At 60.4% G+C, this 21,481-nt stretch carries 21 protein-coding genes; 5 read left to right on the forward strand and 16 right to left on the reverse strand.

Annotation, left to right across the window (positions count from 1 at the left end; all coding sequences use genetic code 11):
• Nucleotides 1-7: 7 nt before the first annotated feature.
• The 8 genes from C1H66_RS23515 to C1H66_RS06600 form a co-directional block, all read right to left on the reverse strand.
• Nucleotides 8-376 (reverse strand): DndE family protein, encoded by a 369-nt coding sequence (locus tag C1H66_RS23515; RefSeq protein WP_102627102.1) that lies wholly within the window; start codon nucleotides 374-376, stop codon nucleotides 8-10.
• A gap of 1 nt (nucleotide 377) precedes the next feature.
• Nucleotides 378-2,372, reverse strand: a complete 1,995-nt coding sequence (gene dndD / locus C1H66_RS06570) for a DNA sulfur modification protein DndD (RefSeq protein WP_102627103.1) — start codon at nucleotides 2,370-2,372, stop codon at nucleotides 378-380.
• Nucleotides 2,372-3,892, reverse strand: coding sequence for a DNA phosphorothioation system sulfurtransferase DndC (gene dndC / locus C1H66_RS06575; RefSeq protein ID WP_102627104.1), 1,521 nt, complete (start codon nucleotides 3,890-3,892; stop codon nucleotides 2,372-2,374). The genes dndD and dndC overlap by 1 nt, the downstream gene beginning before the upstream one ends.
• The gene (dndB, locus tag C1H66_RS06580; protein ID WP_102627105.1) at nucleotides 3,889-4,968 is read right to left on the reverse strand and encodes a DNA sulfur modification protein DndB; all 1,080 of its coding nucleotides are present in this window, start codon (nucleotides 4,966-4,968) and stop codon (nucleotides 3,889-3,891) included. The genes dndC and dndB overlap by 4 nt, the downstream gene beginning before the upstream one ends.
• Nucleotides 4,969-5,428: 460 nt before the next feature.
• Complete coding sequence (locus C1H66_RS06585) at nucleotides 5,429-6,598, reverse strand: HNH endonuclease domain-containing protein (RefSeq protein WP_102627106.1); 1,170 nt, start codon at nucleotides 6,596-6,598, stop codon at nucleotides 5,429-5,431.
• Entirely contained in the window at nucleotides 6,595-6,987 is a 393-nt protein-coding gene (locus C1H66_RS06590) for an HIT family protein (protein WP_102627107.1), read from the reverse strand. The genes C1H66_RS06585 and C1H66_RS06590 overlap by 4 nt, the downstream gene beginning before the upstream one ends.
• A 132-nt stretch (nucleotides 6,988-7,119) precedes the next feature.
• On the reverse strand, nucleotides 7,120-7,734 hold the full coding sequence (locus C1H66_RS06595) for a tetratricopeptide repeat protein (RefSeq protein ID WP_102627108.1): 615 nt from the start codon (nucleotides 7,732-7,734) through the stop codon (nucleotides 7,120-7,122).
• Entirely contained in the window at nucleotides 7,724-8,560 is an 837-nt protein-coding gene (locus C1H66_RS06600; protein WP_102627109.1) for a PAAR domain-containing protein, read from the reverse strand. Before C1H66_RS06600 ends, C1H66_RS06595 begins: the two co-directional genes overlap by 11 nt.
• Nucleotides 8,561-8,912: 352 nt before the next feature.
• On the opposite strand from C1H66_RS06600, the gene C1H66_RS06605 reads away from it, so the two are divergent.
• Entirely contained in the window at nucleotides 8,913-10,829 is a 1,917-nt protein-coding gene (locus C1H66_RS06605) for an acetyl-CoA hydrolase/transferase C-terminal domain-containing protein (RefSeq protein ID WP_240618232.1), read from the forward strand.
• Nucleotides 10,830-10,850: 21 nt separating this feature from the next.
• Here C1H66_RS06605 and C1H66_RS06610 read toward each other — a convergent pair whose 3' ends face one another.
• The 4 genes from C1H66_RS06610 to C1H66_RS22830 all read right to left on the reverse strand — a co-directional run bounded on the left by C1H66_RS06610 (nucleotide 10,851) and on the right by C1H66_RS22830 (nucleotide 13,178).
• Complete coding sequence (locus tag C1H66_RS06610; RefSeq protein WP_102627111.1) at nucleotides 10,851-12,092, reverse strand: NAD(P)/FAD-dependent oxidoreductase; 1,242 nt, start codon at nucleotides 12,090-12,092, stop codon at nucleotides 10,851-10,853.
• Nucleotides 12,093-12,275: 183 nt separating this feature from the next.
• On the reverse strand, nucleotides 12,276-12,452 hold the full coding sequence (locus C1H66_RS06615) for a DUF1289 domain-containing protein (protein ID WP_102627112.1): 177 nt from the start codon (nucleotides 12,450-12,452) through the stop codon (nucleotides 12,276-12,278).
• Nucleotides 12,453-12,818 carry a hypothetical protein gene (locus C1H66_RS06620; protein ID WP_102627113.1) on the reverse strand — a complete coding sequence of 122 codons (366 nt, stop codon included), beginning with the start codon at nucleotides 12,816-12,818 and terminating at the stop codon, nucleotides 12,453-12,455.
• A 198-nt stretch (nucleotides 12,819-13,016) separates the two neighbouring features.
• The gene (locus C1H66_RS22830) at nucleotides 13,017-13,178 is read right to left on the reverse strand and encodes a PAAR domain-containing protein (protein WP_170064109.1); all 162 of its coding nucleotides are present in this window, start codon (nucleotides 13,176-13,178) and stop codon (nucleotides 13,017-13,019) included.
• 611 nt (nucleotides 13,179-13,789) lie between these two features.
• Between C1H66_RS22830 and C1H66_RS06625 the strand changes: the two genes are divergently transcribed.
• Nucleotides 13,790-14,404 (forward strand): LysE family translocator, encoded by a 615-nt coding sequence (locus C1H66_RS06625; RefSeq protein ID WP_102627114.1) that lies wholly within the window; start codon nucleotides 13,790-13,792, stop codon nucleotides 14,402-14,404.
• 125 nt (nucleotides 14,405-14,529) lie between these two features.
• On the opposite strand, the gene C1H66_RS06630 is transcribed toward C1H66_RS06625, so the two are convergent.
• Both C1H66_RS06630 and C1H66_RS06635 read right to left on the reverse strand, forming a co-directional pair.
• Nucleotides 14,530-15,528: an NADP-dependent oxidoreductase gene (locus C1H66_RS06630; protein WP_102627115.1), complete on the reverse strand. Its 999-nt coding sequence runs from the start codon at nucleotides 15,526-15,528 to the stop codon at nucleotides 14,530-14,532.
• Nucleotides 15,529-15,940: 412 nt separating this feature from the next.
• Entirely contained in the window at nucleotides 15,941-16,240 is a 300-nt protein-coding gene (locus C1H66_RS06635; RefSeq protein ID WP_205738633.1) for a hypothetical protein, read from the reverse strand.
• Between the two features lie 353 nt (nucleotides 16,241-16,593).
• On the opposite strand from C1H66_RS06635, the gene C1H66_RS06640 reads away from it, so the two are divergent.
• On the forward strand, nucleotides 16,594-17,373 hold the full coding sequence (locus C1H66_RS06640) for a DUF899 domain-containing protein (protein ID WP_102627116.1): 780 nt from the start codon (nucleotides 16,594-16,596) through the stop codon (nucleotides 17,371-17,373).
• A 1-nt stretch (nucleotide 17,374) separates the two neighbouring features.
• Here C1H66_RS06640 and C1H66_RS06645 read toward each other — a convergent pair whose 3' ends face one another.
• Entirely contained in the window at nucleotides 17,375-18,295 is a 921-nt protein-coding gene (locus tag C1H66_RS06645; RefSeq protein ID WP_102627117.1) for a LysR family transcriptional regulator, read from the reverse strand.
• 78 nt (nucleotides 18,296-18,373) lie between these two features.
• Here C1H66_RS06645 and C1H66_RS06650 point away from each other — a divergent pair, with 78 nt between their 5' ends.
• On the forward strand, nucleotides 18,374-19,300 hold the full coding sequence (locus tag C1H66_RS06650; RefSeq protein ID WP_102627118.1) for a DMT family transporter: 927 nt from the start codon (nucleotides 18,374-18,376) through the stop codon (nucleotides 19,298-19,300).
• An 80-nt stretch (nucleotides 19,301-19,380) separates the two neighbouring features.
• Nucleotides 19,381-20,322 carry a DMT family transporter gene (locus C1H66_RS06655; RefSeq protein WP_102627119.1) on the forward strand — a complete coding sequence of 314 codons (942 nt, stop codon included), beginning with the start codon at nucleotides 19,381-19,383 and terminating at the stop codon, nucleotides 20,320-20,322.
• Between the two features lie 19 nt (nucleotides 20,323-20,341).
• Here the strand turns inward: C1H66_RS06655 and C1H66_RS06660 are convergent, their stop codons facing one another.
• Entirely contained in the window at nucleotides 20,342-21,475 is a 1,134-nt protein-coding gene (locus tag C1H66_RS06660; RefSeq protein ID WP_102627120.1) for an aminoglycoside phosphotransferase family protein, read from the reverse strand.
• Between the last annotated feature and the right edge of the window lie 6 nt (nucleotides 21,476-21,481).

Below are 21,481 nucleotides of genomic sequence, written 5' to 3' on the forward strand. Positions count from 1 at the left end.
AATTTCATTACGTGGAATACCTTTCAAAAAAGTTTTCTGCTAGGCCTGAAAGACTTTGAACGTGTCCGAGCTTGTGTAAACCACTATCAATTAGTGAACGAATCACGGCCTGAATATCTGAGCTGATATTTTGCTCCCACAAAAACTGTCTGATCATAGCCTGGAACGATTGCTCATGCTCTCCGAATAACACATCACGGTTGATGATATGTGTCTGGTCGGGGTGGCTGTCGCTGATGGAAGCAGTCCGCGTGTCACGTAGTGCCAAGGTGATTGCAACGCGGGCTATAACATTAGGCGTTAGACGGGTCTTAGTCTGTAGATATTGCAGACGGTCCCAGGTTTTTTTGTTTAGATGAATTCGGGTTGGAAACATTTCAAAAGGCCTCGCTCATTTCCCAGAAATATCCCTTTTGCACCGATGTCACGCCTAAGTTGGGATCATATTCCAGTTTGTAGGCTCTTGCTATATCAGGCTTTAGCTCTGAGTAGAAGGACTCGTCGACTTCAGTATCGGTTGACAATACGATCATCTGATGGCTAGCGATAGGAAAATAGCCCTCAATCAATTTGCTGCGGTGCTTGGAATCGAGGCGTCCTAAGGGAGTGTCGATAATCATTGGTAGTTGACGGCCAGATGTTTTTGCAAGTGCTTCCAGCACGGCTATTGCAAATATCTGCTTTTCCCCAGCTGAGAGCTCGTCCTTGCCGATGACACGATCATCATGGGCCAGCAAGGCTACATCGAAGGTCTGTGGATTGATCTCGATATTGAGGTTCATATCCTCTTTACGGGCCAGCTTGGCAAAGCACTCCGTAAACTGAATCTCAAGAGCACGCACTTTAGTCGTGGCTGTATCGTTGACGAAATCTCTCAACAAGCCATTGGCGTTGTTGATGTAATCAAGCATGCGCTGTTGATCGCTACTTTTCGCTGCATCGTCGTAGAGTTTATCCAGCCGGCGCGCGGCCTCAACGGCCTTGTTGGCCTCTTCACGACCCTGCTGCTTAAGTGCTTCCAACTGGGCATTCAGCTTGCCAAGCTGCTGCTGCTGGGTTTGAAGATTCTGGAAATCATTGGCGATTAATGAATCATCGGGAGCTCGTGCTAGGGCTGCCCCCAGCTCATCCAGAAGGGTCTCCACGCGCTCAAGCTCATTAAAGAGCCGACCTGCTTCCTTCTTTTGTTGCCGGGCATCACTTAAGGAGGCAAAAAGCTTGCCCGCCTGTGAGGGCGTGAGATCATGCACTGGCTGGGTGGAGGGACTCTCGAGCGAACTCTGACGAAGCGCGGCAAACTCTTTTTCCACCACGCTAATCGCGTGTTCATCCAACTTCCCCTTGAGGTGTTCGGTCGCCTTGGCGAAGGAGGCTTCCAGTGCCTGATTGGCCTGCAGGGTGCGCTGCGTGTTCAAATCCTGCTCAACCTGCTGCTCAACTCGTACACAAAACTCATCCGCTAGGGCAATAGGTGCGGCATCAGAAAGCAGTACCGCCAGGCGAGACATCAATTCATCACGCTCAGTGTTCAGCTGGTCGAGTTGCTTTTCAAGCTCCTGCCGAGAGGTCGAGAAATGGCCGCCGCGTTCACTAATGGCATCTTGAAGCTGGTTGGCGCGTGTTTCTACTTCTGCCCGCTCAGCAGTGGCCGTGGTGATCTGTTGCCGTAATTTTTCAATCCGTTCTCGGTGTTCATCCAGCGCTTTTTTCTGGGCATTGATGTCATCCTGAATAGCGTGGGCGGAGGAGCGCTTGGTAAGGTTGCGGTTCAGTACCGTCAAATCTCCTGAAAGGCGCTCAGCCACATCCAGCCCAAGTAGCTTCTTGATGGACTGCTCCAGCACTGCGCCGCCGCTGTTATCTGCGAGTTCTGCAATTTTCTCACCATCGAAGAAGAATAGATCGGAAACACCAATTGGGATCAGCTCGTTCAAAAAACCCTGTGCCTGCTCCTGACTTAGCCCTTTCACCTGCTGGCCGTCTTCGGCAATGGTCAGCGATTCCTTGACACCTTTGCTTTTACGCTCCCAGGCGCGTTTGACGCGGTATTCGTACTCCACGCCGAGTTTGGAGTAGGTAAACACCAGCTCGACGGATGCTGTATTGGCCGCACGCTTCGTATATCGGGAAAAGTGAATGGAATCGAGCAAAAATGCCTCATAGCGTTTTTGAGAAACATTGCCCCCCAGCGAAGCGCGCCCATAAAGTGCCAAGCGAACGCCAGATAAAATGGTGGTTTTTCCTGCACCATTCAGTCCGCCAAAAAGGATAATTGGACAATGTCTGCCCGATGTTTTTTTCGGCGCTAGGTTAAAATGGTTTTCCCCTGCGTAGACGCGGAAGTCCGTCAGGGTTAGGTCTTTAATAAGCATTACTGCAGAAACTCAGCGAATTCATGTTTGATTTCCTCGACGTGGGATTTACCGCGCTTACGAAATGACTCGTTGCGTTCATTGATCACTTCAAGCGCTTCCCAGTCTCGTTGCAGAATGGATTCCAGCTTGTTCAAAATCCCTCGCCGGTTACCTAAACCGGAGACCTGAAGTTCTGCCTCAAGCATTTTGCGAACCAGAGCGGCCGGCACATTGTATTTCTCGGACAGCGCTTCTAGCGTGCTTGAATCAGCTTTGGTAAAGGCGCCAGCATCATCTTCGATCCAGTCGAGATCTTCGCCATAAACAGCGCGGTAAATGCCCGGCAAAGAGTCTTCCCAATCCGGCTCGTTTGGGTCCCTTAGCCACTCTCTGCGAATCATGTGCAACTCGGGCCGGGTGATTAGTTCGATCGCTTCACCGCCCTCGTTGATCTGTTTCTCGATCTCAAGCAGCTCCTGCAGGAACTCCTTGCGCTTAGAAAGCCAGTAAGGGCCGGGAATGTGCCGCACATCTTTCACGCTATCATCGTTAATATCGCCCGAATTGTACGATACGCGGCCCGTCCGGCGCCGGAAGTTACGGTACTCTTCGGCATTGTGAGGCTGGCGCGAATCGTAGAGTTTATTGCGGAATTTCAGCAGCGGCTCCATCCAGGTTGCACCAGACTCGATCAACCCGTGTAGGGCTTTGTCATCAGTTACTACTGTGCACGTCCAGCAGCCGAAACGGCTGTTCCCGCAGGAAGGAGTGCTTTTATCGATCACCAGCGGGCATTCGCCCTGGTTAGAGCCTTTATACAACTCAAATAGCTCCCGGTTTGACCCGCCCCAGGGGCAAGGGGCGCTCATCAGATACATCCAGACATCATCCGCCGACCAACTTTCAATCGGCATGTAGGTGTAGGCATTGGGAAGCGAGCTGTGCCTGCTCAGAGCAGAGCCGTCAATCTTGTGCTTAGCAATCACCTGCGCGCGGGAAGCACTCTCCTGGCTGCGCGAACCAAGCACCACCACGGTTTCCCCAAATTGCGCGACTGTCTCTAGAATGAATTCACTGACCGGGTCAATCTTCATCCGTTCAGTGCACCATCTGAATGTTTGATTAGGCGCCGGATAGCCACGGCCGATCAAGTTGACCCAGAAGGTCTGATCCGTCTTCGGTTCAACGCTATGAGCACTGATAGGCAGTTGTTCGCATGCTGCGGCTTCGTTGATGTCCTTCAGTACACGCTGAATCATGTCGACGACAACTGGTGTCTCCACTAGGGTGTCCGACGACACGACGTAGATGTGTTTTGTCCGCTGCTCGGGAGGGAGTTCGATAAGCGCGGTATAGACGAGTGACAGAACGCATGTCGAGTCCTTGCCGCCACTAAAACCGATAATCCATGGGCGGTCATCTGAAGTATAAATACGCTGTACCTCGCCGACCAAATCCACTAACGGCCGCCCGGATATCGTCGTCTCTTTGATCATCGAGACGTGATCAGGGTAAATAAACTGCTCTTGCGTTGTCATTGTTTAAGCGCCTCCTCGTATTCGCGCTCACTTTCTGTCAACGCAATACCTAATTGATGCTTGATGTAATTCCCCGTCAACACCACGCTGCTACGGGCTTTGCTGATCCGCCCGTGATGCATGGCACGGCCTTCCCATTCCCTGTTGGCACGTGCCCAATCGATACGCTGGAGACCTTTCAGAATGGGGCTCCATTGGGATTTAGGCTTGTAAAGAAGACCTGCTCCGATATGCCCCATAGCCTGCAGCATGACGCCATGGGAATGGATGTATTGCTCTCTTAAATCACAGGTTGCGACTTTCTTTTCAAGTGCCAGTTGCCAATCCTGCATATTGACTGAGACTTCGTTCCAGAAAACGATGGCAAGCTCTTGCTCATCCTGAGTGATGGCGTCTCCCTTGCCTTTTGCCAACAGCGTTTTGGACGCATTTTTGATGGCAGAGAGTGTAAACAGCTTGCTACTTCGGTTTGAAATGCTCGATTTTTCCATTTCGGTGAGCCGGGAGAATGCCGTCACGTTTTCAGCAACACTTCGGGCTAGCTTGGAAATAGCATCGCGGTGATCATAGAGCGTGCTAATTGAATCGCTCGGTCGAACAGCGTGCTTGTTCAAGTCGGCAAACATTTGCTGACTACGCTGCAGCCCCTCATCAATGAAGAACAGCACTGGAATATTGTCGTAGCCAAGCTCGGGGTTCTGCTCGATTGCCTGGATAATGGCTTCCCTACGATGCTGACCGTCATTTATCAGGATTTTGGCGTCCATCGGAATAGAGAGCAGCCCTAAATTTTGCCCAAGACCAGTATCGGTACTGGGCTCAAATGAAACATGGGCATCGATGGATGCTGTGATAGCTGATAGGGTGTAGTCAGTCGGGTTTTCGACCAGATAGCTCACAATATCGGGAACCCGAGTGCGATTGAGCGTACGTTGGGCCCGTAGCTCTGGTGGCACCTCCTGGCTGTCAAAAATAAAAATCTTAGGAATCAATCGCATCGGGCACATGGCAACATAACAAGGCCTACCTGACTGTACGCCCCTAGCGGCTGGGAAGGTATGGGAAAAATCGGCCATGAGAAGCTACCGCTTGGAAGTTAAAAAAATATGGAAGTTAAAGTAGTTTAAAATGACTTCCGTGTCAAGTTGGCGTTTAGCCAGCCCCAAGCAACGCATCGCCCATATCCTGCGGCTGGGCTCAGGGGGAAGCGCTAAGCAGGAAATGAGGGTGGGACCCTGAGGGATCCCCAGGAAAAATAAGAAAATCAGCACATTAGGATTGAAAGAGTCTGCATTGGTAGGTGTGTTGTCAATCGCCAAACCAACAATATACCGAGGAGCCCATGCAGCCCCCGATTCTCGCACAAGATCCTGTCGGATTCAGTCCAGGTCATCCATGCTCTCTGCCTGAATACCGTCTTTGGTGCCGTGCAGGTGCTGCTGACTGGTCAGCGCTTGGGGGTGACGGCATTGGGGCGTCATCTCCCCGGCGACACTACCCCGAAGCACACCATCAAGCGCATGGATCGTCTGCTCGTCAACCCCCATCTACATCAGGGGTAATGAGGGATGGGACCCTCATTACCTCTGATTTTCCATGGAAATCGGAGAAGCCCATCTGCCTGGCTAGCGAGATCAGCGGGCTCAAGGTGTTGCGATAGGCGCTGTCGAGCCTCGGGCCGTCGAGCAGTGCCTGCCGGGACAGCTGGAGGTCGCTGACGTAGGGCTCGGTGGCCTTGTTCCAGGCTGCGTCTGTCAGGTGGCTGTGGCCAATCCTCAAGGCGTGATATTGAGCTTCGATGAACCTGTCCACATGCGTTTCCAGGGGCAGGCGGCTTCCTTTCGAGGAGTTGACCGTGCTGGATACCGGGATCAGGTTCCACAGTTGATCATGGCAGACGAATGACCAGGGGATGAAGTGATCCAGCGCGAAGTCACTCGGCTCTATCGGGCCTGCCGTGTAGATACACCGCTGCGTGGATTGCGCCATCACCATCTGCCAGAAGCGCGTCTGCCGAGTCAGGGGAGAACGCTGCAGAGGTGGCATGATCTTCTTGATGATCGCGGGTGTGTTGGGGTTGCGATCCTGCAGGTAGCCGATCCAGTTGTGCTTCACCCAGCCATCGATGATGGCCATTCCCTGAACAAGATAGTCTCGCCAGGCGGGGTGGACCTCAATCGCATTCCCGCCTTCCGTGAAGCGATAGATGGGCGGCGAGTGGCTCGAGAATCGGGCATTGGCGAGTTCCCTGATGCGCCCGTCCTTCTGGCTGTCCCTGAGACCCTTCAACTCGGAGGCGAAGAACGGCGACAGCAGCCGGTAAGGCACGAAGCGTAGCAGGCCGTCGGCCTGAATCACATTGTACTGGTCCGCAATCGCCTGCCTTAGCCGAGCGTGGGTGTTCGGGTTGGTCAGCGCTCGCTCATCCAGGTTGAAATCCAGCCGATCAAGGACGTTGCCGGTCTGGTCCTGAAGGCCGAAGGAGAGTCGGAAGAAGTTGTGGGGGTACCAGGCGAGGGCCAGCATTTCGGTCGCCAGTTCCCGTAGCTCGATGGTGCAGTCGCGAGCGCCGCTCCTTTCCCTATCCGTCAGGATGTTGAGCAGGGCCTGGAAGAAGGCCAGCTTGTAAGAGTTGGTCGTGCTGTTGAAGAGCTGGCTGAAGGCGTGAGTATCGACCTCGCCACAAGGGGGCGGCTGTATCGTCATGACCAGTAATCCGCCTTGTCGGGAAAGATCCAGCGAACCCCGCCGCGAGGGTCTGGCTGGTCGCCGTGATAGCGTGGGATGACATGTACATGCAGGTGCGGCACCGTTTGGCCACCTGCCGCTCCCTGGTTGATGCCGATATTGTAACCATCCGGCCGGTGGCTCTCGTCGAGTCGTCTCTGGGCATCGAGCACCGCAGGGAAAAGCGCCGCCTGCTCATCGGTACTGAGTTCGGCAATCGTCGCGACGTGCCGGTTGGGAATCACCAAGGTATGCCCTGGCGACACGGGGAAGCCATCTTCAAACACGAAGAAGTGCGAGTGTCGGGCGATGACCCTGGCTCTTTCCGGATGGCAGAAGGGGCATTCGGTGCTGGCGTCGCACTCCATGCAGAGACTCCAGTCGGTGATGGGGCCACGGTGATGCACATTAGCGTACCACTGTCATATCAGCAATATGAGGCCCCATGATTTGCCAACGTGGTGGATTTGCCGGCTGTAGCCAGCTTTATCGATGGCCAGTCATAGCTGCCGCATCAACACTTGGTCCACATAGCTTCCATCCTGGAGGCTCTCGATTGTCATCTCGGCCATCTCTGCTTCCATCTCACCCTTGGCCTTTTCCTGCTCAAGATATGCCTCGGCCAGCTCTGGTGCAGAGTGGCTGTCGGCCAGGATAGCCGCGCCTGCCCAGTTGGCAGGGATTTGGCTGTCTTCACGATGCTGCTCGGCGTAATTTTCCTCGACCGCTGAGTAGCACTCCTTCCCGCTGTCATCCCCCTTGACTTCCTCTATCAGCATGCAGCGAAAAAGTGGCAGTGAGTCATTGCTCGGTGCAATGTCGTAAGCGCTTTCCACATCGCGTAGTGCAAGCTCGTAATTCTGCTGGTAGACGGCGATCTGCGCTCTATTGAGTAGCGCTGCATGGTTGTTGGGATCTGCTTGCAGTGACTGCTCTATCAGATCCTTCGCCCTGTCCAGTCTGTCGCTATTTCCTTCCGCTATGCCGAAGGCGACCTCTTCGTTGGCTTGTCTTTGAAGCTCGACAGAATCACCATGAATCTCATTGCTCATGCCTTCTTGGCAGGCCGAGAGAAGAAAAAACAGCGGAATGATAAAGAATAATTTACGGAGCATGTTGTTTCTCTACTACCTGAATGGGAGTCGTCTTGCTGGTGCTGGGGGGTATTGGCGTTGCCGACCCTGCACTGGTCTGATATTGGAAAGTGCCTTGCAGGTAAAGAGAAAGCGCCTTGCCGGGCTGTGGTGCGGGCAAGGGAAGAGAGGCGTGGCCTATCGGAATGTACTGTGGTTCATCTGGCCAGGCATTGATGCCGGTGTTCTTTAGAACGGCCGTCTCCAGAAGCTGGTCGCCATCCCTTAGCTCGGCTCGCATGTTGAGAATAGCAGTGCCTGAACCCGGGGCTTGGGCCGAGGGTGCTCCACCGCGTGACGATATATGAAGGGTATTGTTCCTGATGGTGATATGGTTCCGAAAGATATAGCCACCATTGAGGCCAACACCCTCTACCGGAAGATAGGCTGGCTGGTTCATGATAACTTCGCTTTCTTCGGCAACATACTCGTATACGGCTTCTGTGTTGTTTTCGGAAAATGAGGTCATGAATGCATCATCCATGTGCCTGGGCGCATCAACGGAGGCTGTGTGAGCTTGAGAGACGGCTGCCTGCGTGCCCGCTCTGGTGGGTGAGCCGGTAATCGTAGTAGAAGCCGCTTCGACATATCCACCACATGAGGTCGCGCTGCCATGGATAGCGGCAGGTGAACCTTCAATCGAATACCAGCTTGCGCCGGCGGTGATGGTGGCCCCACAGGAACTCTTGTCGCCGACCCTGGCGATGGGAATGCCATCCACCTGGGCCATGGACGCACCGGAAACGATGCGATGCGGCCCGCCCTTGCAGGAGCAGGCCACCTTGTCGCCGATCTTCGCAAGATCCATGGGAGATTCCTTGCTCCATAGTAATGTGGCAAGTTTATGGGCTTTGTCTATGGCCGTGCCACCCGTTGGAGCAATCGCCATATAACTCTTACGCGCTTGTAGGCGATTGCCCACACTGGCGTGATCGCAGGCGAAGGGCATGAGGGACGGCCCCGATTCCGAGAGCCTCCATTCCATCCGCGGTGGTTCGACGTGAACGCATCATTGAGGGGGCTTCCGGCCGACGGATCACCACCCCGCGCCTGCTCATCCGCTTCAACCGCCCCATGTGCTAGCTTTGAGCGTATCGAAGCCAAGGATGGGGGTTCAGTCTATGGCTGAGCCGGTGAGTTACCAGGACGCTGAGGCGTGCGTGGATCAGGTCATCGATCGGGTGGGCAAGAACATAGTGTTGGGGCTGCCGCTGGGGTTGGGTAAACCCCTGCGTTTTGTGAATGCCCTCTATGCCCGCACCCAGCGCGACCCGACGATCAAGCTGCATATCCTCACCGCTCTCTCCTTGCTGGCACCGGCGGGCAGTTCCTCCCTGGAGCGGCGTTTCCTGGGGCCTTTTGTCGAGCGCCTGTACGGCGATATCCCCGAGCTGGCCTATGCCCGGGATGCCCAGGCCAACCGCCTGCCGGACAATGTCACGGTGTCGGAATTCTTTTTCCAGGCCGGCAACCTGAAAAACAATGCCGACCAGCAGCGCCGTTATATCTGCACCAACTACACCCACGCGCTGCGCGATTTAATGGCCCAGGGCATCAATGTGATCGGTCAGTTGGTGGCGCCCGATGAGCGGGGCGAGACGGTGAGCCTGAGCTGCAACCCGGACCTGACCCTGGATCTGTTGCCCCGGCTACGCGCGCAGCCCTATGCCACCGCTTGCGTTGCGGAAACCAATCAACACCTGCCGTATATGGGTAATGACGCGGCCCTGGCGCGTACCGACTTCGACCTGCTGTTGGAAAACCCGGGTACCGACTACCCGTTGTTCAGCGCGCCCCAGACGCCCATCTCGCCGGAAGATCACCTGATCGGCTTCTACGCCAGCTGTTTGCTGAAGGATGCCGGCACGCTGCAAATCGGCATCGGTTCTCTGGGGGCGGCGCTGGTGCACAGCACCCTGTTGCGCCAGCGGGACAATGCCCGCTGGCAAGCGATTTACCGGTACCTGCAGGTGGCCCAGCGGTTTCCGGTGGCCGAGCAGTGGGGCGACGCCCAGCCCTTCAGCCAGGGGCTTTATGGCTGCAGCGAGATGATGGTGGATGGGTTTATCTACCTGATGGAAGGCGGAGTGCTCAAGCGCCGGGTCTTTGCGGACGCCGACTTTCAGGAAGCGATCAACCGGGGCGAGATCGACCCCGAGAGCAGCGACCACCCCAGCGCGGCCAAGGGTGTGGTGATGCACGGCGGCTTTTATCTGGGGCCACGGCGTTTCTACGACAAGCTGCACGCGCTGTCCGACGCCGAGCGCGCGCGCATCAACATGACCAGCGTCAACTACATCAATGATCTCTACGATCACTGCTTCGGAAAGCAACGGCTCAAGGTGGCCCAGCGCCAGCACGCGCGGTTTATCAACTCTGCCATGCTGTGCACGCTCGATGGGGCGGTGGTCTCCGACGGCCTGGAGGATGGCCGGGTGATCAGTGGTGTGGGCGGGCAGTACAATTTTGTCGCCATGGCCCACGAGCTGAGCGGGGCTCGCTCGGTCATTACCTTGCGCAGTACCCGCGAGAGCGGCGGCGAAACCCAGTCCAATATTCTGTTCAGCTATGGCCACTGCACCATACCCCGCCATCTGCGCGATATCGTGATCACCGAATACGGTATTGCCGATTTGCGCGGTCGGTCTGATGAGCAGGTATACCTGGCGTTGATCGCCATTGCCGATGCGCGTTTTCAGTCCGAGCTGCTGGCGCAGGCCAAGGACACCGGTAAAGTGGCCGCCGACTTCGAGAGTCCCGCGCACTGGCGGGACAATACCCCGCAGCGATTGGCGCAGCACTTTGAGCAGATGGGGGGTGAGCAGGTCTTTCCCCGTTTTCCGTTCGGCACCGACTTCACCGACGACGAGCTGACCCTGGGCAAGGCCCTCAAGCAGCTCAAGGCGCGCACCGCCACCCGGCGCGGCAAGCTGAAAGCCCTGCTCGGTACACTGGGCACAGGCCAAGCGAACGACGCTGAAAAGTCGCTGCTGGCCCGGCTCGAGCTGGATCGGCCCACCGGCTGGAACGAACACCTGGAGCGGCGGCTGGTGCTGCAGGCGCTGCGATCGAGCTAGCGGGTCAAGCGAGGTAGCGTTTCAGAAGCGATCGACGCGGAACGGGGCCATATCCACCGCGGGTTCTTCGCCATCCATCATCTGGGCGAGCAGCTCACCGGTGGCCGGGCCCAGGGTGAAGCCCTGATGGCCGTGGCCGAAGGCGAGCCACAGCCCCGCCTTGTCGGGGGCCGGACCGATCACCGGCTTCATGTCAGGCAGGCAGGGCCGGGCCCCCTTCCAGGGCTGGCCGTCACGACGCTTGCCCAGCGGGAACAGCTTGCGTGCCACCTTTTCGGCGGCGGCCAGTTGCTTGTACTGGGGCGGCGAGTCCAGGTCGGCAAGCTCGGCGCCGGTGGTCAGGCGAATCCCGGCGCGCATCGGCTCGAGCAGGAACCCCTTCTCGGCGTCCATCACCCAGTGGTTGAGCTTGGCTCCCTCTTCCGCGGAGTAGTGCATATGGTAGCCGCGCTTCACGAACAGCGGGATTTTCATGCCCAGCCTCGCCAGTAGTTCTCCGGCCCAGGGCCCCAAGGCCACCACCACCTGCTCTGCCTCCAGGGCCCCCTCGCTGGTCTTGACCCGCCAGCCGCCCTCTACCTGGAGCACGTCCTCGACGCTGGCCTGCATCACACGGCCGCCCTGTTCAGCAAAGCTGCGGGCGTAGGCCTGCACCAGGCCGCCCGGGTCCGAGACCATCCAGGGCTGCGTCCAGTAGATCGCCCCGATCAGCCCCTTGCCCAGATGCGGCTCCTTGGCGTAGAGCGCCTCGGCGTCCAGCACCTCATACTCGACCCCGAAGCGCTCGTGGTTCTCCCTGGCCGTTTCCTGGCGCTCCTCAAACTCCTTACGGGTGCGGTAAAGCTCCAGCCAGCCACCCTTGCGCACCAGCGCCTCGGCGCCGGCGGCCTCGATCATCGGCGCGTGGGCATCCTGGCAGCGCATGATCAGCGACGCCCACTCGTTTACGATGCGCGCGTAGCGCTTACCACTCGAGTTCAGCCAGTAGTTCAGCAGCGGGCCCGCCGCGTTCATCATGCCGGTGGGGCGGTAGCGGATATCCACCTTGCGGTTGGGCAGCACCCGCAGCAGGGTGCCGATATCACGGGGAAAGGCGTAGGGGCGTACCGCCTCGCGCTGGATGATGCCGGCATTGCCGAAGGAGGTCTCGAGCCCCGGCTCGCGGCGGTCCACCAGCGTGACGTCATGACCGCGACGCACCAGATGCCAGGCCACCGATACGCCGACCATGCCGGCACCAAGAACGATGATATTGCGGGCCATGAAGGACTCCCTGCCGGTGGATACAAAAAGCTCCGCCGCGGGGCAGAGCCTGTCATGCACGGAGTTTAGCAGCACTTCCTAGAAAATCGGTTATGCGCTGATAATTAAGATGATGTATCTGTGTTTAAGTTAAAAGACAGGATTTCCATTCAAAAAATCAAGAATAGTTAGAAAATTGGCGCGTCAGTCGCGTGTGGTCTTCTTCAAGCGCTCCTCGGCGCGCTTCACCGTTTTCATCTTCTCGGGCCGCTTCATGGCTTTCCAATGGCGTATCTCTTCCACGGTGCGGCCGCAGCCGGTGCACAGGCCTCCTGACAGTTGGCAAACGGAGACACACGGGCTTTCGATCTTCTTCGCCATTCAATGCCTCGTTGGCTTGGTGCGTAGCCGACGCTGCCAGTCGCCGCCGTGTTCCCGCTGGCACGCTTCTTCGCTGTCGAAATCGAGATGCCGCGAGACGTCGCCGACATCGAGGCCGGCCTCCGCCAGTGCCTCGGCGGTCAGGTCGGCGATGCAGCGTCGGGCATCGCCCTTGAGCGCATTCGCCAGGTTGGGGTGGGTATCGAACACCCAAGTCACCACCAGGCTCTCGGGAAAGCGCTGGTAATCGACCTCGTGTGTCAGCCAGCAAAAGCCGGGCAGTACGGGCTTGGCCTGCTCGCAGGCGTGGGTCAACGAAGTGGTCAGTCGTCGCTCCATCTTGCCGCGTTCACGCTTGGCAATCATTCATTCTCCAATATGTTCAGCCTGCCAAGGGAAGCAATCCCGCGAAGCCTCAATCGCCCCGAGGGCGATCCAGTGGGAGCACCGAAGCTGGCCCTGAACGGTTCCCCACCTTCGTCTATCGCCATCTGGATGCGTCCTGGCGTGAATCGCAAGCACAAGATCTGAGGAAGTAACGCTCGGCACCACAGATCGTGCAGCTTACGGCAAAAACTGCCGAATCATCTCCTCCCGCTCCATCTCGAGCAGTTCCCCCACTATGGGAATGCCATCCACCTGGGCCATGGACGCACCGGAAACGATGCGATGCGGCCCGCCCTTGCAGGAGCAGGCCACCTTGTCGCCGATCTTCGCTAGATCCATGGGAGATTCCTTGCTCCATCGCGATGTGGCGAGTTTATGAGCGTTGTCTATGGCCGTGCCACCCGTTGGAGCGATCGCCACACATCTCTTACGCGTATGTAAGCGATTGCCCACACTGGCGCGATCGCAGGCGCAGGACCTGAGGGTCGGCCCCTGACGAATCCCCTCATTTTGCTCGACGTTGATCGCTTGTTCGCCGAAAAAGGCGCCGAGGCTGCCCCTATGGGGTCAGACCCCAACCAAGTCACGAAGCCCATCATGGTGCGCCTTGCGAGCGGATTCGACGCCGCCGGGGTCTGACCCCATAGGGACCGGCAGCGCTGGCAGCCTGCCATCAATCCATGCCCAACATATTGATAATTCGAGAAATATTTCTGGGGATACCTCAGGGACGGCCCCGATTCCGAGCGCCTCAATGCCATCCGCGGCGGATCGACGTAAACGCACCCTCGGGGCCCGGCCGACGGATCACCACCCCGCGCCGGCTCATCCGCTTCAACGGCCTGATGGCCGTGTTGCTTTTCTCTGTGGCGGCAGTGATCCTTCATGAGCATGTTCATTTGCCGATCGTCACGGACATGACCCACTGAACGTCGCATGAGGAACGCGTTATGCCGTTGGAACTCTGGCTCTCCTTCTGCCTGGCCTCGCTGTTGATCATCGTGTCCCCCGGCCCCGCCGTGGCGCTGCTGGTCGCCACCGGGGTCAACCGTGGGCGGCGGGCCGCCCTGGCCATGTTGCCCGGCTTCTTCGTGGGTGACCTGCTGGCCATGACCCTGTCGTTCGCCGGGGTAGGCGCGCTCCTGATGAGCTCCGCCGAACTGTTCCAGGTACTGAAGTGGGTCGGGGCCGCCTATCTGCTCTACCTGGGCATCAGGATGTGGCGCGAGGCCGGTCGACTGGGCGATCTGGAGCCTACGGGCACGGACATCCGGCTCGGCACGGCCAAGGCGTTTCTCGTCACCGCGCTGAATCCCAAGAGCCTGGCCTTCTTCATGGCCTTCATGCCCCAGTTCGTGACACCGAACCAGCCCTTGTTGCCGCAGTTGGCCATCCTGTTCTCGACCTTCCTGGTCATCGGCGTGCTCAGCGATCTCGCCTACACCTACCTGGCCACCACCGGCGGCCAGCTGCTGAGCGCCCGGCTTCGCCGTATCCTGCACCGCACCGGAGCCGGCAGCCTGATCGGGGCCAGCGCCCTGGTCGCCGCCATGCGCCGACCCTGAGGGGCCTGGACGAGAGATAGCCGCTTAGGTGCCCTCGGCACTGGATGCCTTGAAGGAGTGGCCATCACCCCATGAGGTCTGCATCAGACAGTACGATCGCAGCGCCGGCTCATTGAGGGACGCGGTTACAGCCGCACCAGCATCTTGCCGGTATTGGCGCCTTCGAACAGCGCAAGGAAGGCGTCCGGCGTGCGCTCCAGCCCCTCTTCAACGGTTTCCGTGTAGTCGATCTCGCCCCGGGCGACCCGCGGGCCGACCTCTTCCAGGAAGCGCGGATAGTCGGCCCAGTGATCGAAGATGATGAAGCCCTGCATGCGCAGGCGCCGGATCAGCAGCATCGCGAGGTTGCTCGGCCCCGGTGCCGACTCCTCGGCGTTGTAGTGGGCGATCATCCCGCACACGGCGATACGGCCGCCGGTACGCAGGGTGTTGAGGGCCGCTTCCAGGCAGACGCCGCCGACGTTCTCGTAGTAGACATCGAAGCCTTCGGGGCAGGCGGCAGTGAGTGCTTCGGTGAGCTGTCGGGTATCACGATCGCGGTAGCTCACCGCCTTGATGCCGTGGGATTCCAGCCACTCGAGTTTCTCGGGTGCCCCGGCGATGCCCACCACGGTACCACCCCGGGCCTTGGCCAGTTGAACGGCCAGCGAGCCCACCGCGCCGCTGGCAGCGCTGACCAGCACGTTGTCGCCGTCGCGCATCTCGGCGATCCGGTTCAGCCCGGTCCAGGCGGTCATGCCCGGCATGCCGAGCACGCCGAGGTAGGCCTGTTCGGGTACCTCGATGCTTGGCAGCGGCTCCACCTGGTCACCCGGAAGCTGGGCGATGTCTCGCCAGCCGGCCATGTGCCGCACCTTGTCGCCCACGGCCAGGCGGGAGTCGCGGGACTCGATCACCTCGCCCACCGCGGCGCCTTCCAGCGGCTCGCCGATGACGAAGGGGTCGACGTAGGTCTTCACCCCGCTCATGCGCCCGCGCATGTAGGGGTCCACCGACAGCCAGGTGTTGCGGATGCGCACCTCGCCCTCGGCCAGGGCGGGAAGCTCGGTCTCGTGCAGCTCGAACAGCTCGCGGTTCGGCGTGCCCTGGGGAAAGTCGTGGATGGAGAAGTAGCGTGACTGCATGGTGTTTCTCCTTCATATGACGATGAACACGCCAGTTTAGGGCAGCGGAGAAAAGGGGGACAGGTCCTCATTGTTGCTGATCCTGTGGCACTGAATCTCGTCTGCCCGCTATGGTGTTGCTATTGATAGGACACAGGCTGGTAGGTGGCCGTATGGATCAGCGTATGAGCTTGATCACCTAAGGGGGGGATTTTCCCCATCGATGACCAGGGCAACACCTGGCTTGGTTGTGGTAATCAGGGGCAGTAGTGCTTGCAGTTTCGCTCTTGCGAGAGGCAAGGGCGGTAGGTTCGCATTCTGATACTTGGACAGGATAATAGTTTAAAAACCGCCACTTGCGGATCACACCGGGTGGCGGTATTGCCTTGAGGGCCTCCTCGGCCGCGATCGCCGCGGGAGGAGGTGGCTCCGTTCAGCTGCGCAGCTTGCGGACGTTGGATTGCGTCTTGGTGCTGTATGGCTTCAGCGCCGCCGCGGTGATTCGCGCGGGGTCGGCACCTTTGGCCGCCGCCACTGCTGCTCGCTCGGCCGCTGTGGCGTAAATCGTCGCCTTCTCCATCACCATGCCCATGGCTTCGGGGCCGGTCATGGCGCCGCTGGCCATCATCATGGTGCGACGGGCGATCACCTCAGCGGCAGAAAGCATCATCATGTTGTAGGAAGATGCGACCTTCATCCATGCGACCATCATGTCCATCGGGTTGTATTTCATTTCGTCTGGTACTCCTCATTCCTTTTACCGTCGGCATGGTGCTTGTTCATGAACCCTGCTCCTGTGGATGGCGGATATCGCCGCCCGAACCTCGCCATGGAGTCATCGAGAAGCGGGGTTGGTTCAAGATAGCGTTGCCTGCGATCGGTGTCGGTGCGCTGACACACCCTCGGCATCCCGATGGCTTCCGTTATTGCCGATCAGGCGTTGCCAGTTCTTGGCCAGTGCGCCGACTTTCTGCAGTGATCGGTAAGCCCATCGGAATCCCGTCACACTTGTTACTCCCACCGTTCGGTCATCCGGCACTACGTTTGTCCCATGACCTCGATATCTGACGGTGGGAGGGCAAGACGATGACGACACACAAGACCGGAACACGCGAAGAGTGGCTGGCCGCCCGGCTCGAACTGCTCAAGGCCGAGAAGGATCTCACGCGGCGCAGCGACGAACTGGCGCGGTGGCGGCAGGAGCTGCCGTGGGTGCGGGTCGACAAGAAATACCGGTTCGAGACCGATGAAGGGAGTGCCTCGCTGGCGGATCTCTTCCAAGGGCGTTCGCAGCTCCTCGTTTACCATTTCATGTTCGGACCCGACTACGAGGCGGGCTGTCCCTCCTGCTCATCGATCGCGGACGGCTTCAACGGCTTTGCGGTTCACCTGGCCAACCACGATGTGATGCTGTGGGCGGTGTCGCGGGCGCCACTCGAAAAGTTGCAGGCATACAAACGGCGATTGGGCTGGACCTTTCCCTGGGCATCCTCGCATGGCAGCGACTTCAACGGCGACTTCAATGTGTGGTTCTCCGAGCAGCAGCAGCGTGAGGGGGGCATCGAATACAACTACCAGCGCGAGCCGGTGGTGATTGAGTGGCGCGCGGGCCAGGAAGGCAGCGAGGGGGCGGAGGACCAGTTCGCCGCCATGTGTGGAACCGACGCGGCCACGTTCCAGCGCGATAGGCCGGGCATGAGCGCATTCGCGCTCGAGGACGGCGTCGTCTACCACGCCTATTCCACCTATGCGCGCGGACTGGACGGCCTGTGGGGCATGTACCAGTGGCTTGACCGCGCGCCCAGGGGGCGCAATGAGACGGCGGGCGTCTGGTGGCGCCGCCACGATGAGTACGACAAGCGCTGAGTCAGGTGGTGGGAGGAGTTGGCGCGATAGAGCGTAGATCGGGCGTGATCAGCGCGGCGAAGGCCTTGGCCGTATCGCTGCCGTCATCGGCCAGATAGATATGGGTCCGCCCCAACGGTGGCAGCCCCCAATGTTCCGGCACTTCGACGAGATCGCGGTCGGCAAGCGAGCCGGGCAGGGCCGCCACCGCAAGATCCGCACGCAGGGCGGCGACCTGGCCCATCGAGGTGTCGCTGGAATAGGCAACCCGATAGGCCCGCCCGACTCCCTCCAAGGCGCCGAGGGCGGCGTCGCGCCAGGCACAGCCGATCTCGGCCACGGCAAGCGGCAGCGGGTCTTGCTCCACGGCACGGCCGCCGTCCCGCATCAACCAGCGGAGCGCTTCGGAAAAGAGATCCCGTGCCGGAACCAGCGGTGAGCCTGCCTCGTTGAACAGGGCGAGATTGACATCGCCCTCCACGAAGAGACGTTGCACCGTTTCACTGGAATCGAGCCGGACGTCCACGCGAATCCGCGGATGCGTTTCGGCCAGGCGTCGGAGCAGCCCCGGCACCAGAGAGACACCGAGGTCATGGGGAGCGGCGAGACGCAGGCTCCCGGACAACGGTGAGCCGTGGAACACCGCCATCGCCTCGTCGCTGATCCCGACCAGACGCCGCGCGAAGCCGAGCAGCACTTCTCCCTGGTCGGTCAGGCGGACGCGGCGCGCATCGCGATGCAGCAGCCGGACGCCGAGCTGCTCTTCCAACTTGCCGACCTGCAAACTGACCGCCGAGGGCGAGCGGTTCACGCGCGCCGCGGCGCGCCGAAAACTCCCCGTGTCGCAGATCGCAACGAAGGTTCGGGCGGCGTCTAGATTGAGCGTCCGGATGGCGGGATGCGGATCGCCGCTCGGCCGGTTGGTTGAGGTTTTCTGATTCATTGACTGAGAACATATCGTTTTTCTCAACATCGGTCAAAGCCTACGCTCCTATCGGAAACGAAGCCGAAAGGAGTGGCAATGTCACCGTTACCGAAAGGGCGCGTGCTCGGTCTTGTCTGGGCCGCGACCGCCATCGCCATCTGGTCCGGGTCGCTGGTCATGCTGCGGCTCGGCGTGACGACGAGCCTGAATGCCTACGACCTGACCGCGCTTCGCGTCGGCGTCGCCGCGTTGGTCCTGGCGCCGGTCATCTGCCGGCGCGGTTTTGCCCTGGAGCGGCTGGGTGTGAGGGGGCTCCTGGCCATGGTGGCCGGCTTCGGCGCACCGTACATCCTGCTCATCTCGCTCGGCCTGGGAACCGCGCCGGCATCGGCGGCCGGCTCCCTCAATCCCGGGGTGATGGCGGTCGTCTCCGTGCTGTTGGGCTGGAGGCTCTGCGGCGACAGGATCGGCCCCGCACGGGTCGCCGGGGTCGTGGCGATCCTGGTCGGTGCGTCCTTCTTCGCGGGGGTGCCAGGGGCGGAGACGGCGTCGGTCGGCCATCTGATCCTGATCTTCACCGGAGTGATGTGGGCGGGGTACGCGCTGGTCGTCCGCCGGGCCGGCATCCCGGCCCTGCACGCCACCGCCATCGTCGCCGTGGGCTCCGCCATCCTCTACCTGCCGGTCTACGTCGCGGCCCTGCCCACGCAACTGCCCGTCGCCCCGATGCCCGACATCGTGATGCAGGCGGTATTCCAGGGCGTGTTCGTCAGCGTCGTCGCGGTTTTCGCCTTCAACCGCTCCAGGGAGTTGCTCGGGCCGGTCGCGGGCGCGACCCTCCCGGCCCTGATTCCGCTGGTGACCCTGGGCCTTGGCGTGGTCGCCCTGGACGAGGCGGCGGGCGCTCGAGACCTCGCCGCGGCGACGCTGATCGGCGTGGGCGTCGCACTGACCCTCGCTGGCCACGCGCCTGGCCGTTGGCCCGGGATGGCCCTCTTCAGAAGAGTCTTCCGTGACGCCTGAGGCGCAGCCTATTTTCTACACTTCGGCATTCCACGGTATAGTCCTAACGGCTTCGCATTCGCGAAAAACAAGGCGATCCCATGAGCGCAACCGGCAACCCCATGAAGGCACGCCTGCGATCCGACGTCGAGATCGGCATGCTGCTCATGGCCTTCGCCATGTTGCTCGTTCCGGGGATCGACGCCATCGCGAAGCTACTCTCGGGCACCGTATCCCCGGCCCAGATCGCCTGGGGCCGGTTCGTCTTCCAGACCCTGCTCCTGCTGCCGGTCATCCTCTTGACGGGTCGCCCCGTACGCAGTGCACGGCTCGGTGTCCACGCCTGCCGCGGGGCGCTCATCGCGACCGCCATCGTCCTGCTGTTCTGGGCCCTGCGCTATCTGCCCATCGCCAACGCCATTGCCATCTTTTTCGTCGAACCGCTGATCCTGACTCTCTTTTCAGCCCTGTTCCTGCGCGAATCGGTAGGCGCACGGCGACTGGTCGCGGTGGCGGTCGGTCTGCTCGGGGCGATGATCGTCATCCGGCCAAGCTGGGAGGCATTCGGCTGGGCCGCCGTTCTACCGCTGGGCACGGCGATCTGCTTCGCTGGCTACCTCACGCTGACGCGACAGGTAGCGGGAAACGAGGACGTGCTGACCATTCAGCTCTGGGCAGGCATCTTCGCCGCCCTGGTGCTCTCGGCCGTGCTGATGATGGGCGGTGCGACAGGCGTCGAGGTGATCGCGCCGGCCTGGCCCACCGCCTGGGAACTGGGCATGCTCGGTGCGCTGGGTTTGATCGCCACGGTGGGGCACGTCCTGATCGCACTGGCGTTACGCCATGCTTCGGCGAGCATTCTCGCCCCCTTCCAGTATCTGGAGATCTTCAGCGCCACCGTGCTCGGCTTCGTGCTGTTCGGCGATTTCCCCGATGCCGTCACCTGGCTCGGCACGTCGATCATCGTCGCCTCGGGGCTCTACGTCTTTCTTCGCGAGCGGCGGCTGGCTCGCGACTCCGTGCGAGGGATCGAAGCGCCTTGATTGGATTGCTGCCACACTTCTACTCGACCCCGGCCAACTCCCGGCAGCGCCGGCGCAGCGCTCGGCCCTCCTCGGAATCGACCAGGCCCGGTCGATCGAGACGCTGGAAGAGGTAGGTGAAGCCCACCACGCCGAGGCGCTGGGCCGGGCTGCCACCGGCAAGGCGTTCGGCGGTGTCGCCCGGCAGGCCGCGCATCAGCAGGGCGAGATCGAAGCCGATGGGCAGGTAGCCCCAGCGGTCCCAGTCGATCAGGGCGATGTCGCCACGCTCGGTATCCACCAGCGCGTTCTCGCGATGCAGGTCACCGTGCGACAGCACCCGCGGCAGGCGCACCAGCCGGGCCAGCAGCCATAGCAGGAAGCGGCGCTCGCCGCGGGCGCGATTCCAGCGCAGGGCATCGCTCATGGCCCGGCGCAGCAGGCGGTGGAGCAGGGGGCGCTTGCGGCCGGCACGGGCCCGCAGGCGGTGGCGATGCTGCTCGCCGAATCGCTGCAGGCGCGCCAGCTCATCCATCACGGCCGGCAGCCACGCCTCCCAGCCCGGGCCGAGCCGATCCAGCGGTCGCCCCGGGAAGAAATCGAAGATCAGCGCCTGTCGCTTGCCGAGCCCTACCCGATGGTGCAGTGCCGGGCAGGCGACGCCGGCGGGGGTCAGCACCCGCTCATGGAAGTGTTGAAGGTGATCGGCATCGCGAGGCGCTACGCCGAAACACGCCACCCTCGGGCCTTCGCCGGCATCGAGCTTCACCGCCGCCACCTGGCCGGGCTGGCCAAACAGCGGCCGGAAGCGCGTCAAGGCCAGCTGACCGGCGAGCACCGCGATCTCGGCATATTCCGGGTGGCGAGAGGCCAGCGACACCGGCAGCCAGCCCTCGGATTCCGGCGGCAGGTAGAGCCAGGGGCTATGACGCAGCGGCCGGCCCTGTGGCGTGGTCACCCGCACGATATCCCCACTGGCGAGCGAGAGCGGGGCGCGGAAGCCGACGACGCCATCGGCCGACAGCCCCGCCGCCTGCACATCGGGCCGCCTGTTCGTGCAGGGTACGCTGCCAAGCGCGGTGCCATTGACCGACACCAGCACCCTGGGGGCCAGGCTCCAGCCGGCTACCCCCTCGGCCCACACGCGATCGACATAACCGTTCACCGATGACATGGCCGC

The organism is Halomonas heilongjiangensis, assembly GCF_002879645.1.
Lineage (GTDB): Bacteria > Pseudomonadota > Gammaproteobacteria > Pseudomonadales > Halomonadaceae > Halomonas > Halomonas heilongjiangensis.

Bases quoted from the DNA above. Each gene is read 5' to 3' on its own strand.
- C1H66_RS23515 (WP_102627102.1), bottom strand. From the start codon at position 376: ATGTTTCCAACCCGAATTCATCTAAACAAAAAAACCTGGGACCGTCTG.
- dndD (WP_102627103.1), bottom strand. From the start codon at position 2,372: ATGCTTATTAAAGACCTAACCCTGACGGACTTCCGCGTCTACGCAGGG.
- dndC (WP_102627104.1), bottom strand. From the start codon at position 3,892: ATGACAACGCAAGAGCAGTTTATTTACCCTGATCACGTCTCGATGATC.
- dndB (WP_102627105.1), bottom strand. From the start codon at position 4,968: ATGGCCGATTTTTCCCATACCTTCCCAGCCGCTAGGGGCGTACAGTCA.
- C1H66_RS06585 (WP_102627106.1), bottom strand. From the start codon at position 6,598: ATGACGATACAGCCGCCCCCTTGTGGCGAGGTCGATACTCACGCCTTC.
- C1H66_RS06590 (WP_102627107.1), bottom strand. From the start codon at position 6,987: ATGGAGTGCGACGCCAGCACCGAATGCCCCTTCTGCCATCCGGAAAGA.
- C1H66_RS06595 (WP_102627108.1), bottom strand. From the start codon at position 7,734: ATGCTCCGTAAATTATTCTTTATCATTCCGCTGTTTTTTCTTCTCTCG.
- C1H66_RS06600 (WP_102627109.1), bottom strand. From the start codon at position 8,560: ATGGATCTTGCGAAGATCGGCGACAAGGTGGCCTGCTCCTGCAAGGGC.
- C1H66_RS06610 (WP_102627111.1), bottom strand. From the start codon at position 12,092: ATGGCCCGCAATATCATCGTTCTTGGTGCCGGCATGGTCGGCGTATCG.
- C1H66_RS06615 (WP_102627112.1), bottom strand. From the start codon at position 12,452: ATGGCGAAGAAGATCGAAAGCCCGTGTGTCTCCGTTTGCCAACTGTCA.
- C1H66_RS06620 (WP_102627113.1), bottom strand. From the start codon at position 12,818: ATGATTGCCAAGCGTGAACGCGGCAAGATGGAGCGACGACTGACCACT.
- C1H66_RS22830 (WP_170064109.1), bottom strand. From the start codon at position 13,178: ATGGATCTAGCGAAGATCGGCGACAAGGTGGCCTGCTCCTGCAAGGGC.
- C1H66_RS06625 (WP_102627114.1), top strand. From the start codon at position 13,790: ATGCCGTTGGAACTCTGGCTCTCCTTCTGCCTGGCCTCGCTGTTGATC.
- C1H66_RS06630 (WP_102627115.1), bottom strand. From the start codon at position 15,528: ATGCAGTCACGCTACTTCTCCATCCACGACTTTCCCCAGGGCACGCCG.
- C1H66_RS06635 (WP_205738633.1), bottom strand. From the start codon at position 16,240: ATGAAATACAACCCGATGGACATGATGGTCGCATGGATGAAGGTCGCA.
- C1H66_RS06640 (WP_102627116.1), top strand. From the start codon at position 16,594: ATGACGACACACAAGACCGGAACACGCGAAGAGTGGCTGGCCGCCCGG.
- C1H66_RS06645 (WP_102627117.1), bottom strand. From the start codon at position 18,295: ATGAATCAGAAAACCTCAACCAACCGGCCGAGCGGCGATCCGCATCCC.
- C1H66_RS06650 (WP_102627118.1), top strand. From the start codon at position 18,374: ATGTCACCGTTACCGAAAGGGCGCGTGCTCGGTCTTGTCTGGGCCGCG.
- C1H66_RS06655 (WP_102627119.1), top strand. From the start codon at position 19,381: ATGAGCGCAACCGGCAACCCCATGAAGGCACGCCTGCGATCCGACGTC.
- C1H66_RS06660 (WP_102627120.1), bottom strand. From the start codon at position 21,475: ATGTCATCGGTGAACGGTTATGTCGATCGCGTGTGGGCCGAGGGGGTA.